This is a genomic window from Bradyrhizobium sp. LMG 9283 (genome assembly GCF_045571415.1).
In the GTDB taxonomy this organism is placed as follows: Bacteria; Pseudomonadota; Alphaproteobacteria; order Rhizobiales; family Xanthobacteraceae; genus Bradyrhizobium.
Genome location: NZ_CP120691.1, coordinates 7,244,468 through 7,258,195, shown reverse-complemented (window position 1 = coordinate 7,258,195; position 13,728 = coordinate 7,244,468). Strand labels below are relative to the sequence as shown.

The window sequence follows — 13,728 nt, the reverse complement described above, 5'->3', positions numbered from 1 at the left end:
TCACCTTCCATAGGCGCTCTGGACACTGACGGAGTCTGGTGCGGCTTTTCAACGCGCACTGCGAGCATCCTGATTTCTGAATAGTCCTTATCGATGGCACGCTCGTCCGCGTCCACCAGCATGGCACCGGCGCAAAAAAGGGGGACTCAAAAGCAGCCCATAGGCCGCTCGCGTGGTGGCCTGACTAACAAATTCAATGGCCTGCTCGTCGCTCTGGGCAATCTAGGCTCACCTCCAGCGCTGCTCCTCAGTATCGTACGTGCCGGCAAGCGGATCGCGCACGGCCGTCAGCTCACGTTTGAGCACTTTATTGTTGGAGGTGGCTCTAGGGAGCACCGGAGTAAAGGCGATGTACCGGGGCACCTTGAACGCAGCAAGGCCGGCACGAGCATGTTCGAGGATGCGCTCCACGGGGAGGTCGCCTGGTATGAGACCTTCTTTCAGTTCCACGTAGATCTTGACCTCCTCGCCGCGCTCGGCATCGGGAACGGGCACGGCTGCCACATCCGCGATCTCGGGAATCTCGCGGATGACGGTCTCCACCTCACGTGCAGCGATGTTGTCGGCCGAGCGTCGGATCATATCCTTTGTACGTCCTATCAGCCAATGAAAGCCCAACTCGTCGCGCCGCAGCAGGTCCCCCGTCTTGAACCATTCGCCTTCGAATGAGGCAGCGTTCTCTTCCGGCCGATTCCAATAGCCCTTAAAGATTCCACGACCACTCACCCACAGCTCGCCAACTTCGCCGACCGGGGTGGGCGTCCCATCGTTATTCATCAGTCGCAGTTTCCGAAAGGGTGCGCAAATCCCCACCGAACCGGAGTCGGCCATCTCGTCAAAGTCGTTGGGCATTTGTGTGCCCAAGTAGATTTCAGTCATCCCATAAGCATCCTGGGTGCGCACTTGAAACCGCTTCCGGAGATTGCGTACGTTGTCAGGACTCCAGCCCCAATTCATGGTCTGCTTCAGGCATGTTGCGCCGTCCTCATTGGCCGCCTCGGCCTTTCGCGCTACCAGCTCGGGAAACACGCACCACTCGATGCGGTGCTGCCTTACCCAACCAATGAAACGCGTCGAGCTGAATGACGAAGCCAGGTAGAGCGTGCCGCCCTGTCGATACGACCTCAGAAAATATTGTTTAGCATCGCCGCCGGCGAACGATTGTGTAGAAAGATACCTCTGGTACGGCTGCCCGTCCCCGCATGCCCCCTGGTACGAGCTCACGCCCCAGTAGTCGTGCGTCAACATGCAGCCCTTCGGAAAGCCCGTTGTTCCCGAGGTATATTCAATGTTCAACAGGTCGTCGGGCCGGATATCCTCCTCCACCACAGAGTCGTCGGCGCCCTTGAGCAATTCATCGAGCGTAGTTGCGATCCCGTCCGAAGACTGTCCAACGAGAATTACTCGCTCTTTGGCGAGGTCTTGCGGCAAACGCTCCATCGCGGAGAACACTGACCATGCGGACTCGTCGACGACGGCGAAGTTGGCCTGTGTATCGCTGAGAACGTATTCGATCTCTCTTGGCGTGTAACGCATGTCGACCGGGACCATCACCGCACCGAGCTTGGCAATCGCGAACCATAGGATCGGGAATTCGATGCGATTGGATAGCAACACGCCGATGCGATCGCGCTTGCGTAAGCCGAATGAACGCAGCGCACGTGCACATTTGTTGGACGCTCGGTCCAACTCGGAGTACGTCGCGCGTTCGCCGCGCTCAAAGACATCGATTGCACTCGCTGAGCCGTGCGTTTGCGCCCGCATTGAAACCAGCTGTCCAACGGTGATGGTCTCATATGCGGATTCCAGCGCCTCGATTTTGCGCGACGCGTTTGCGACGCGCTCTTGCAGCTGGGTCTGCGCCAATATTGTAACGGGCATCATTGGAAGCCTCGGGGTCAGGGTAGAGAAAAACAAGTTCGTGAACGCAACCTTTCCCATTTGACGGGTCAGTGAGGTTGCCGATCAGCAGAGTAAGCATCCTGCGCGGCGGAGTTTCCAGATGGCGTGCAGTACGCCTGCCATTAGTGTACCTGTCGATCGTATGAGTTTCGATCGTATGAGCTTCGATCGTGATGAGTTGCGCCCTGCTCTACACGGCGGGCTAAGATCGAGGTACTACCTCCTCTGGTGGGGAATATCTGTAGTGTCGCTGCCAACTAGGAGGGTGCATTTTGCTATCGTCCGCCGAGCTGAATGAATCGAAAGGGATTCCCATATGTGGAACGACCCCGAGGTCAAGGGTCGCCGTCGCCTGAATGACCTTTGGGTTCGGTCCCCCCATATGTCCGGCCTGTAATTGTGCGAACAGAAGCCGTCGGCCTTGATGACGTTCGCGATAGTAGAGGCCAGTCAAATCAACGCGCTTGATGCGCTTGGGAGTCCGCGGCCTCACGCCCTATCGAGATGCCGTCCCGTTGGTCATCACGGTTAAACTGCGCCGTGCCCATGACCAACCGCGGAAGCCGGCTGGCCAATTCGTCGGGTGGGTCGTCGTGAGCTCATGCTGTGACCGACATAGCAGGCAGACCCGATTGTAGACGCCGCCCTTTGCGAGAAGGGCCTATGCGATCCGCGCCATCTTGCTGGCGAGGGCGATGGCCACAACCTTCGTCGGTCTCCGCTCGAGCAGCCGCCTCAGCCACATCGACATGGGGCGCGCCGTCGCGCATGCGTGATCACCGCGGTCGCGCCAGCAACCAGGAGCGAGCGCAACGAGGGGTTGCCCATCTTGGAAATCCTGCCGATCCGCTCCTTGCCGGCGCTCGAGTGGTGCGGCATTGATTCATCTCGCCTTCAACCAGGAGGCGCAGATGAATGTACGCTAGTATGTCGTGATAGCAAGTTCATTCGTTGTACTGGTTGCTCGCGTAGGTCGCGCAGGCCGATGAGTTCATCAGTTGCAGGAATGCGTCAGTATAAACGGCCTGCATTTTGCGCCCTTATGCAGTCGAAAATCTGCGTACGCACAAAAGGTCACTACCGCCTGACGAGCGCAGGTGGAGATTGGCTGGCGGGTGCGGCAGGTCATGAGTCCCAATGAGGCGCGCGAAAAGCTCGCGCTCGATTCATGCCTGAGAGATCAATGTTCATGTCTGAGAAGCATATTCGTCCGGTGAAGGCCGCCTTGCCGAGTGAGGCCTGTTGAGAACGGTCCTTATGGAACGTGATAGGCGCAGCAACAAAGTCGAACGGCTCGAAGTAGTGGGCGCAGGCCGGCGGCGGCGCTGGTCCGAGGATGAGCCAGCGGTTGTGTCCTTCTACTCGCCGGCCCGTGGCGGCGACTATCCGGAGCAGCGTCTGGCGGGCTATGCTGGACTGATGCAGGCCGACGCTTACGCCGGTTACGTTGCGTCGTAGATTATATTGCGCAGCCATGTAGTGGATGAGGATGATAAAATGTGGGTGTTGTTGACGCCACATAATCTTGAATGGCCTGCTTGACGCCTTCCGTCGGGAGGCTCGCTCCGCCATGTCCGAGGGCCTGCTGCGTACCCAAGCCGCCGATCATCGGCACTGCGATGCTCCGTTAGCTCCTGAGCGAGCCCGCTACCTCCAGCATTGCGCGGATCACGGAGCTACGCGCGCGACGCTGCGGATGAAGAGCACTGAGCTCCGGTGGGCAGCTCGCTTGCTTCTGCCAAATGCCTCGCAAGGCCTCGGCGCGGAGCAGTTGCTGGAGATGGTGCGGCAGCGCACGTCGATTAATAAGGGAAGTACGACCGGACGGAGACTGACCGACATTGCCCGGCCATGGCTCCGATATCTCGGATGGTGGCGCGAGCCGGTAATCGAGGTACGTTCCAGAGTGAGCTCGATCGTACGTCGCGTGGATGCGCGACGAGAGGGGCTTCAGCCCATCGACGATCCAGCAGTGGCAAGACCGGGCCCGAGCGTTCCTACAGTGGTGCTCGGCAACTAATCGATAGCTGTCCAACCTGAGACCAAGCGACCTCGACCACTACCTCATCAGTGCAGGAACTCCGCGTGGTCTCGCACCTCAGTATCCAGCAGCGCGGGAGCGTTGCGGATATTTCTCGAGGCGTGTGACCCGCGCCTGGCCGTGGCGATCCGCGGCCCTCGGATCAATCAGCAGGAGTCGCTGCCGTTCGCGTCGGCGTGGTCCGATGTGCAGAGGATGTGGGCGAACATTTTGCCAAACCGACCACGCGACGTGCGCGATCGCGCCATCCTGATATTGCTGGCGCTGTATGGAATGCGTTCCAACGAGGTTGCATCTTTGCGACTTGATCAGGTGGACTGGAGGCACCGCGTCGTCTGCCTATTTCGCCTGAAGCGTCGAGAACTGAAGCATACCCACTGATCCGGTCGGTGAAGCGCTCGCCTACATCGATACTGTCCGCCCCAATACACGGCACCAGGAGATCTTCATCGGCCTGCAGTCGCCCCGGCGATCACTGACCCCGGCGCAATTTAAGGCGTCGTCAGTCACAGATGGCTGGGCTCGGCGTTCAGATCGACCACCGCGGCCCCGCATGCCTTGGCGTCACGCCTGCGCCGCGCGTCTGATTGCCCTGTCCTTCAAGGAGATCGGCGAACACCTGGGTTACTGCAGCACATCCGCCACCAGCATATACGCGAAGGTCACCTCTCAGCCCATCCTGAAGTCGGTGACTTCGACTTGGGGGATCTGCGATGAAGCTGATCGTCGCCTATGTTTCCCCGCAATGGTCGCTCGGCATGCGCTTCGACTCGGCGGACCGGTTATTGCGGCAGTGTGCCCGCGCGACGGGAGATGTCTGCGTGGACGAGATCCAAGCGTAGCGCGTGGCGGAGTTCCTGCGGGGGCAGGCCCGCCAGTGCGACGTGGGTTATCAAGCGCAGGGTGTTAGTCTAGCCGCGGCTTTATCGGTTCGCGATCGCAAGGGGTGATGTCAATGCCTCCCCACGAGCGTGCCGAAGCTGCCACCGTAACGAACGCCGTATGTCTACTCGACCGACAAGCCGCGTCGACTAGTCGATGTCGCATCCGCTCTGCTCGTTGGCCACAGCCGCCTGCAGGCACCGATGTACCGGACCTTGATCGTTGTGCTGTATGGAAGCGGCCTGCGCATCGGTGAAGCTCTCGGGCTAATGCTGCGGGACGTCGACATCGTCGAGCGCGTCATCACGTGACGCAAGACCAAATTCTTAAAGACGCGGCTCGCCCCGATCGGACCCGAGCCCGCGCAGGAGTTGCCTGCCCAAATGGAGCCGTCGCCGGAAGCTGCCGATGCCGGCGGGCGAGCACTCGGCCCTGTTCACAACGCGCACGGGGAAGGCATAGCCTTACCAACATGTCGTCACGTTGTTTCAGCGCGTCCGCCGCGCCGCCTACTTCGGCTGTCCTGCCTGCGAGGCGCGGCCGCCACAGCCTGCACGATCTACCGCACAGCAGCAGTTCATTGCAGTGTAGCGTTGTACCGCACCGGCAAGGATGTTCAGCGCGTTTTGCCACAGTTCGCGACCTATCTGGGGATGCCAATATCAAATCGACCCAGCGCTAGCTTCGGATGACCCCCGATCTGCTCCAGGAGGCCAGCCAGCGCTTCGCGCGCTACTCAGGCGCGGTCAATTTGCCGGCGCGCTTTGAGGAATGCGTTCGCCGGTCGACCTTGCGTGTCGTACAGAGCTACGATTAATCTTGCAAGAAGACGACCCAAGCTCTGATCGGCTACTCGAGAAGACCGAGATCGATGCGCTCCTCAGGCAGCCCGATCGCGTGATGTACTGGGCGCCCGCGATCATGCGTTGCTGCTCTATCTATGCAACGGTGGATCCCGCGCTGCCGGACGGTTGAGCATCGGCGATCTGCGGCTCGACGACTCACCAGCGGGGCGCATCCTCGGTAAGGGCAACAAACTACGGATGTGTCCGTTGTGGCCTCTCTCTGCAGCATCGCTGATGCGCCTTGTGGCGGGCCGCGACCCGAATGACGCTATCTTCATTAGCCGCCAGAGCCAGCCGATACGGGGTTTGGCATACACCGCGTCGTAGCACACCACGCTGCGTTGGCCAGCAGATCCGTCCCGTCCTTTGGCAAGCGTGTGAGCCTACATACCATCCGCACACGACTGCGGTCCACCTGCTGCGTGCCGGCGGCGATATCAACATCGTTCGTGCGTGGGGACATGACGCATGTCTGCGCAGAGGTAGACATGGAGATGAAGGCCACGGCGCTGGCCAGCGGTCGAGCAGCTGCAGAAGGCGCTGACCAGCGCGCTGCGCGCGTATCGCAGATAGCGCTCCGAGCCGAGGGGGCGCTTACAGTGGTGAAGTCGATCGCAGACGTATGCGGGCGTGAAGCTGGTGCAGGTGGCCGGTTCCGAGCAGGCACGGCAGGCGATAGTTTAGCATACTGCGCCGCTTGCCGGCTCGAACGCCGCATCCGACGCCTTCCTGCGGCGGCTTGGCATCGCCAGCGTGAATTCAATGCCTGCCTTCATGGAGAAGCTGAAGCTTCTGCGCCCCTCGTAGTGCGGCTTCGAGGCGAGCGCCTCCGTCGACAGGCTGCTCGGGCGGCGACGCGGCGATCACGGCTAACAGCGCGGAAGGGCTCTTGGTCCATTTTCGTTGCCTGACCGACCAGCACCGCACGCGCGTCCAATCGAGGCTCGGGCCGCGTGTCGCGGTGGCCAATAACTACATCTGGAACAACGAGCCGGCGATGACCGAAGCCTTCACTGCCATGATGTCCGGTGGCTTCGATTTCAATATGCCGGTGATCGAATTTCCGCGTCCCGACCGTTGCTCAAATGCTGCCTCATATTGGACGATCTTGCGCGTCTTCGAAGCTGCGCTGAAGATCAATAAGCCGCAAGGCGTGACGATGTCTTAGCTACGAGAGAGCATGCATGAAGATTTCGCGCCCGAGTACGGTGCAAACCTCAAAGATGGCAATCCGGTCGGCTGCGCGACGCAGGATTTTCCGCGTCAGGGCAGGGACTTATATATCGAACGCATGGTGAGCGGTGCCGGCCGAACTGTCGTCGGACTTCACACGCGATCCGCTATCCGGTGTGGAGACGCTGGGTATTGGGTAATGGTGAGCTGCTGCGCGACAGTGTCACTCTCCTCCTGCCCGCAACGACATCGAAGCTGAACTGTGGGGCCTGAAGCTCTTTCCCCTCTCGATGGATATCGCGGCAGGCGACGTCGAGGCGGCGAACGGCGCCATCGCCGTATATCCGAATTCCGGCGCGAGCACGTCGGTGAGGCCGAGGAGCTGGAGTCAATCCGCTGATCGTGTGCGAACGGGCAAGGTCACGTAGATCGCCGATGCGCCGCTGGTACTTGGAAACAACAAAAGAGCAAACACCGTTGCGCCCGACGAAGACGGCATCTTTGAAGTCAGGCTGGACCGGCCGAAGGCCAATGCGATCGACGCCCCCATCTCGCGGGTGATGGGGCATGCTTTCAGGATGTTCGGCGATGACCCCGAGCTGCGCGTTAAATGGAGCACTGGACCTGGGACCGCGTTGATCCGGCCGGAAAAATCAAGCTGTCGGCGGATGGAGCCGCTTGTCAATCGCTGCGGGCGCGCGTTGTTCGTCCCACTATTACGTAGTTTTGAATGCCGGCCCCGACCTAACCGAGCGTACCTGGCGCAGCCAGCCATCTTTATCGCTCCAAAGCTCAACACGCGCCCACTCAGTTTGCAAACGACATAAATCCCCACTTTGTGGCAAGACGGCGCGGGATTCCTGCTTTCGAGGCGCACATTTAGTGAAATCCAGCGCTTGGAGCCGGATAATTTTTTCGTGAAAGTTAAAGCTAAACTTCTGCCGCCTCCAAGGTCGCAGAGTAAAACGTGGGAGGAGAAACAATGTGCCATTTGGTTGATGGTAGGCGCCTCATGGAGGCCTGTCCCGGCGGCGCAATTGTCGATCAGGAAGCTGCGATCCGACAAGAAAGAACATCAAGATCCGAAGGCCCGCAACGCCGGCTGTAGAGGATGAAGTGGAAGGACTGGCGAAAGGGCTACCCCGGACGCGAACAATGCCTTTGTGAAGTGTACCGACGTCACGAAGATGCGACGGCGAAGCGCTGGCCGCTTAAGAATCTCAATGTGGGCGTGTGGCGGAGTGAGTTCTGGCCATGCTCCATTATCTTGTTGATGACAGTAAAAAATAGGGGGGTCTGCTATGAGACGAAACAACCTGCTCGACAATCTTCGCTGCAATCTCTCCTCTGTCGATAACCACCTAATCGATGGCTACGTCGATGGTCGCGTGAGTCGACGCGATTTCGTGCGGCAAGGCAGTCTGCTTGGCTTGTCGCTGCCATTTCTTGGTCGGGTTGCATTGGCAGCTGGCTTTGGCGCTGCTCCTGCTGTAGCGCGGGCGAACATTATGCCGGGTGCCACCATTCGAGTTGCATGCCTATCGCCCGGAGCAAACCTCGATCCCGTTGTTGGGGGTGGCCCCGGTGCACTGCTAATGTACCAGCAGGTCGGCGAATTCCTCTGCATCGATGCGCAGGACCTTCTGCAGCCCTGCCTCGCTACAAGCTGGAAGCCCAACCAAGACGGCACTATCTGGACCTTCTCTTTGCGCAAGGGTGTCAGGTTCCATTCTGGCGTCGAGATGAAAGCTGACGATGTCGTTGCCACCATGGACCGGCTGGCTGATCCGAAAAACTCCTCAGACGCTCTCTCGGTCTTTAAGGGAGTCCTGCAAAAAGGCGGCACCAGAAGGGTAGACGACTACACCGTCGCGTTTCATCTCGATGGTCCGAACGGCAATTTTCCGTACTTGGTATCGTCCGGCAACTACAATGCAATTGTCCTGCCGGCGAGCTATTCCCGGGACTTCGAGAAGACCTGGGACGGAACCGGTCCTTTCAAGCTCGAGAAGTTCACCCAGAATGTCGGCGCGTCTTTCGTGCGCAATGACGACTATTGGGGACCAAAGGCACTGCCTGTGAAGACAGAGTTCATCTTCTTCGCGGACATCCAACCACAAATCTTGGCGCTGCAGGCTGGACAGGTCGACATCATAAATTCGCTTCCCGCGCTCGCCGGAGTGGCCTTGCTGAACGACCCAACTGTAGATGTCATCAGCATTAAATCGTCCGCCAATCTGCCGGTTCACATGAAGTGCGATGACGGCCCCTTCAAGGATCCGCGAGTTCGTCAGGCTGTAGCGCTGTGCCTCGATCGCGAGAAACTCGTTCAGGGCCTTATGAAGGGGCGCGCCACGGTTGGCAACGACAGTCCCTTCGCGCCGGTCTATCCCTCGACCGATCCGACAGTGCCGCAGCGCAAACAGGACATTCGCGCGGCAAGGGAGCTCATTAAGGCTGCGGGGTTGGAAAAGGGCCTTCAGGTCACACTGACCGCGCCACAACATCTGGAAATTCCTGCCTATGCGCAGCTAATTCAGAGTTGGGTGAAGGAAATTGGCATCGATCTAAAGCTTAACATGATGAGCCGAAGTTCGTTTTACGGCAATGCAGTCCCCGGCCAATCGCCTTGGCTCGACTCGGTTATAGGCTTTAGCGACTTCGGCCACCGCGGCGCGCCCAATGTTTTTTTGACGGCAATATTGATGAGCAATGGTCCTTGGAACGCTTCCCACTTTAAGAGTGCGGAATATGACACGCTAGCCAAAAGTTATATCTCTGCACTTGATCTCGAGGCACAGCGGGCGGTTGCAGGCAAGATCCAGCGGCTACTGCTTCAAGAAACGCCGGTGCTCTACGGCTATTTCTACGATAAACTTACCGCGGTGAAGAAGGGAATTGCCGGCGTTCAACCAACGGGCATGTTGCAGCTCTTCCTGCAAAATGCGGGTAAGTCGTGACGTGGGCTAGAGAAGGTGGTGCGAGCCAACCCCGGGTCAACCACTGCTCTCCTCGAATTGAGCAACCGATGGCCCGTTTCCTTTTCCGACGCATCGCATTGTCTTTGGTGACGCTCTTCATCCTGAGCCTGCTTGTTTTCTTTCTTGGGCAGGTCCTACCAGGCAATGTCGGTCTAATGATCCTAGGTCCTTTCGCGGATCGGCAGGCGATAGATGAACTGAATCACCTGCTTGGCGCTGATAGACCGCTTCTCGTGCAATATGGAACGTGGATCTGGCATTTTATCCAGGGCGACATGGGCCAATCCTACATTTATCGTGCCCCCGTCGTTGATTTCGTAATTCCCGCGCTCGGCCACTCGCTGAAGCTAGCGGCGGTGGCCTTTTTTATCGTCGTGGTGCTTGGGATCGTCGGTGGGGTGGTGGCTGCGTTGAATAAGAACCGCACAGTTGACCGCATTGTCAGCATTGGCGGTCTGTCAGCAGCCGCCATGCCGGAATTCGTGAGTGGGATAGTTGGGATCCTGATCTTTGGCGTATGGCTGCGGTGGCTGCCAATATCTGCAGCATGGCCCGATGGCGCCGGACCTCTAACGCAGCTTTACTACCTGATTTTGCCCGCGATGCCGCTAGTGTTCGTTCTATTCGGCTACATCGCCCGGATGGCACGTGCGGGCATGATCGAGGCGCTCGACTCTGACTATACCCGCACGGCCGTCTTGAAGGGACTCCGATGGCGCCAGGTCATTTGGCGGCACGTGCTCAGGAACGCGTTACTACCGACGATTACCGTCGTAGCCAGCCAGGCGGGCTACCTAATTGGCGGCCTTTTGGTAGTGGAGACATTATTCCGTTACCAAGGACTCGGATCGCTGATCTACAACGCGGCGAGCCGCAAGGATTTCCCGATGCTGCAAGCTTGCGTGCTAATCGTCGGAATGACCTACGCCGTGGCGACATTGGCTGCTGACTTGCTCTACTCCCGACTGAACCCGCGAATTCGGATGGGCAGCAGCCAATGATCAATGTCGGCATTTCTGCAGCCCGAAATCGGCGTCGCGGGTTTTTCCGAACGCTGTTGCGATCCGGCTCGTTTCTCATAGGAGTGTTGATTGTCCTTTTCTGGGTTTTCTGCAGCCTGTTCGGTCTCCAAATCGTGCCCTACGATCCGCTCGCCGAGGACGTCTTGAACGCACTGGGCCCGCCTTCGCCAGTACACTGGTTCGGGACTGACCAACTCGGGCGGGATATTTTTTCACGCGTCATCGTCGGTTCGCGCGACATTCTCACAGTCGCGCCTCTGGCGACGATCCTGGCGACTGTGGTGGGCACGGTGCTCGGGCTTTTAACCGGATATTTCAGAGGCATCGTAGATGAAATCGTCTCACGCTTAATTGAGGCGAAGATGGCGGTTCCGAGCGTCATCGTCGCGCTTCTGGCGATTGTCGCGCTCGGTACCTCCGAGATGACTGTTATCATCGTCATAGGTTTCTCTTTCGGTCCGGTGATCGCACGCACCATCCGCTCTGCGGTCCTATCGGAGCGGGAGCTGGACTATGTCGCTGCCGCCAAGCTCCGACGGGAAAATTCAGCTCACATCATGTTTATCGAAATCCTGCCTAACATACTGCCGCCCCTGCTTGTCGAATTCACAGTGCGCGTCGGTTATGCCATCTTCGCCGTTGCTACCCTGAGTTTTCTCGGCTTCGGCTTGCAGCCTCCCTCGCCAGATTGGGGCCTGTCGATCTCAACGAATTATTCGATGATCAGCGGCGGCTATTGGTGGACGGTCCTGTTCGATGCGACCGCCATCGCCAGCCTGGTGATTGGTGTAAATATGTTGGCCGAGGGGCTACAAGGGGTCCTCGATGAGTGAGCCAACACTGCGCCTAGACCGGCTCTCTGTCACTTATCGCGCCGGCGGGCGAGATCGCGCTGTTTTACGCGACGTAAGCTTCGAGATAGCACGTGGTGAGTCATACGGGCTGGTCGGCGAATCTGGCTGCGGCAAGTCCACTGTGGCGCTGACAGCGGTGCGCTATCTGCCGCGTAACGGCAACATCAGCGGCGGATCCGTTATCCTCGACGGGGCGGATGTGATTCGACTCGGGCCCGAAGCGCTAAGGCGACTCCGGGCAAAACAGCTCTCGATGGTCTATCAAGACCCCGGCAAAGCGCTAAACCCTTCAATATCGGTTGGCCGGCAGTTGGTGGAGGTATTCGAGATCGTGGGCGTCCGTCCGGCCGAGCGCGAAGATCGTGCCCTCGAGATGCTGAAAAAAGTGCGCATCGCTGATCCCGGCTCTGTGATGCAACGCTATCCGCATCAGCTTTCAGGCGGGATGCAGCAGCGGGTGGCGATCGCCATGGCGCTGGCGAATGATCCGAAGATGCTGATCCTAGACGAGCCCACCACCGGCCTTGACGCGACCGTGGAGGCCGAGGTCCTCGATCTCATCACTGATCTTGGGCGCGAGCTTGGCACCTCTATTCTATTCATCAGCCACAACCTCGCGGCGGTGGCGAAGATGTGCGACCGCGTTGGCGTCCTTTATGCGGGGATGCTGGTGGAGGAAGGGCAGACGCGGGAGATCTTGGGTTCGCCGCGCCATCCCTACACTGTGGCGCTTCTGCGATGCCTACCACAGGGCGGGCAGCGGAAGGCTCACATACGGCTCAATACTATTCCCGGTTTCCTGCCTACGCCTGGCGCGCTGATGCCCGGCTGCCCCTTCGCCGAGCGCTGCGCGCTCGCTGACGACCGCTGTCGAACAGAAACTCCCGAGCTGCGGGATGCTGGCGGTCGGCTCGTGCGTTGTCATTACCCTGATCGGGCGACAGACCTTCCTCGCAGCCTCCCGAGCGATGTGGCGCGACAGAAGCCTGCATCTGAGGCCGCGCCGGTGCTACGGGTCAGCAATCTCTCGAAAACTTACAGCCAGGGCGGTCATGCGATCCGTGTTGTGACCGAGGTTTCGTTCAGCTTGTTACCTGGGGAAACACTAGGCTTGGTCGGCGAGTCCGGCTCCGGCAAGACTACGCTAGCTCGAATGCTCCTTGGCTTGGTCGAGCCCGATCTTGGCGGAATCATCGAACTTGATGGCAAGTCCCTTGCCGCCAGCCTCGGACAGCGCCGGGATGAAGAGGTGAAGGCGGTACAGATTATCTTCCAGAACCCCGATTCTGCGCTAAACCGCTCTCATTCCGTCGCCCGCATCATCGGTCGCGCGTTGCGAAGGCTCGGCGGTTTTCGAAGCGCCGATTTGTCTAACCGTCTCGACGCTCTCGTGAAGGCAGTCCGTCTGGCGCCTCGCCATCTAGCCCTTCGCCCACGTCAGCTTTCCGGGGGGCTCAAGCAGCGCGTGGCGATAGCGCGCAGCTTCGCCGGCGACCCTCGCGTCGTAGTCTGCGACGAACCCACCTCGTCACTCGATGTCTCGGTTCAAGCTGCGATTCTGAATCTGCTTGCCGAGCTTCAGTTAGAGCGGGATGTCAGTTACGTATTCATCTCTCACGATCTCGGGGTCGTACGCTATCTTTCCGATCGAATTGCCGTTCTCTACCTAGGGCGGATCATGGAGATGGGACCATCGGAGCGCGTATTCGAAGGACCCAACCACCCCTACACCGAGGCGCTTCTTTCCGCGACCCTCAAGCTCGATGATACCCGAGATGCCCGCATTCGGCTCTCCGGGGAAATTCCATCCGCAGCCAATCCGCCTTTCGGGTGCGTCTTTCAAAACCGATGCCCACGCAAGCTTGGCGCAATCTGCGAGACATTGGAGCCACCACTGACCGAAGCGGAGCCCGGCCATGTCATCCGGTGCCACATCCGAGCGGTAGACCTTGAGCGTCTCCAGCGGCAATACAAAGCCAGCGTCCAGATTGTTGAGTCCCCACCGAACTAAGTCGGCCTGTACCAGAT

Annotated in this window: 9 protein-coding genes and 1 pseudogene; 8 read left to right on the top strand and 2 right to left on the bottom strand. The window is 59.1% G+C overall.

The features are described from left to right. Positions 1-228: 228 nt before the first annotated feature. Positions 229-1,884 (bottom strand): class I adenylate-forming enzyme family protein, encoded by a 1,656-nt coding sequence (locus P6U29_RS33900; protein ID WP_407114605.1) that lies wholly within the window; start codon positions 1,882-1,884, stop codon positions 229-231. Between the two features lie 753 nt (positions 1,885-2,637). Continuing rightward, positions 2,638-2,730: a hypothetical protein gene (locus P6U29_RS33895; RefSeq protein ID WP_407119486.1), complete on the bottom strand. Its 93-nt coding sequence runs from the start codon at positions 2,728-2,730 to the stop codon at positions 2,638-2,640. A 429-nt stretch (positions 2,731-3,159) separates the two neighbouring features. Here P6U29_RS33895 and P6U29_RS33890 point away from each other — a divergent pair. The 8 genes and pseudogenes from P6U29_RS33890 to P6U29_RS33855 form a co-directional block, all read left to right on the top strand. Continuing rightward, positions 3,160-3,348 (top strand): annotated as a pseudogene (locus P6U29_RS33890) (transposase); the annotation flags it as partial. Between the two features lie 790 nt (positions 3,349-4,138). Then, positions 4,139-4,324 carry a tyrosine-type recombinase/integrase gene (locus P6U29_RS33885; protein ID WP_407119485.1) on the top strand — a complete coding sequence of 62 codons (186 nt, stop codon included), beginning with the start codon at positions 4,139-4,141 and terminating at the stop codon, positions 4,322-4,324. Between the two features lie 332 nt (positions 4,325-4,656). Next, complete coding sequence (locus tag P6U29_RS33880; RefSeq protein WP_407114604.1) at positions 4,657-4,785, top strand: hypothetical protein; 129 nt, start codon at positions 4,657-4,659, stop codon at positions 4,783-4,785. Between the two features lie 1,882 nt (positions 4,786-6,667). Then, positions 6,668-6,838: a hypothetical protein gene (locus tag P6U29_RS33875; RefSeq protein WP_407114603.1), complete on the top strand. Its 171-nt coding sequence runs from the start codon at positions 6,668-6,670 to the stop codon at positions 6,836-6,838. 1,306 nt (positions 6,839-8,144) lie between these two features. Beyond that, positions 8,145-9,803, top strand: coding sequence for an ABC transporter substrate-binding protein (locus P6U29_RS33870; RefSeq protein WP_407114602.1), 1,659 nt, complete (start codon positions 8,145-8,147; stop codon positions 9,801-9,803). A 68-nt stretch (positions 9,804-9,871) separates the two neighbouring features. Further along, entirely contained in the window at positions 9,872-10,825 is a 954-nt protein-coding gene (locus P6U29_RS33865) for an ABC transporter permease (RefSeq protein WP_407114601.1), read from the top strand. After that, positions 10,822-11,679, top strand: a complete 858-nt coding sequence (locus P6U29_RS33860) for an ABC transporter permease (protein ID WP_407114600.1) — start codon at positions 10,822-10,824, stop codon at positions 11,677-11,679. Before P6U29_RS33865 ends, P6U29_RS33860 begins: the two co-directional genes overlap by 4 nt. Continuing rightward, positions 11,672-13,711, top strand: coding sequence for an ABC transporter ATP-binding protein (locus tag P6U29_RS33855; protein ID WP_407114599.1), 2,040 nt, complete (start codon positions 11,672-11,674; stop codon positions 13,709-13,711). The genes P6U29_RS33860 and P6U29_RS33855 overlap by 8 nt, the downstream gene beginning before the upstream one ends. The last annotated feature ends 17 nt before the right edge of the window (positions 13,712-13,728 follow it).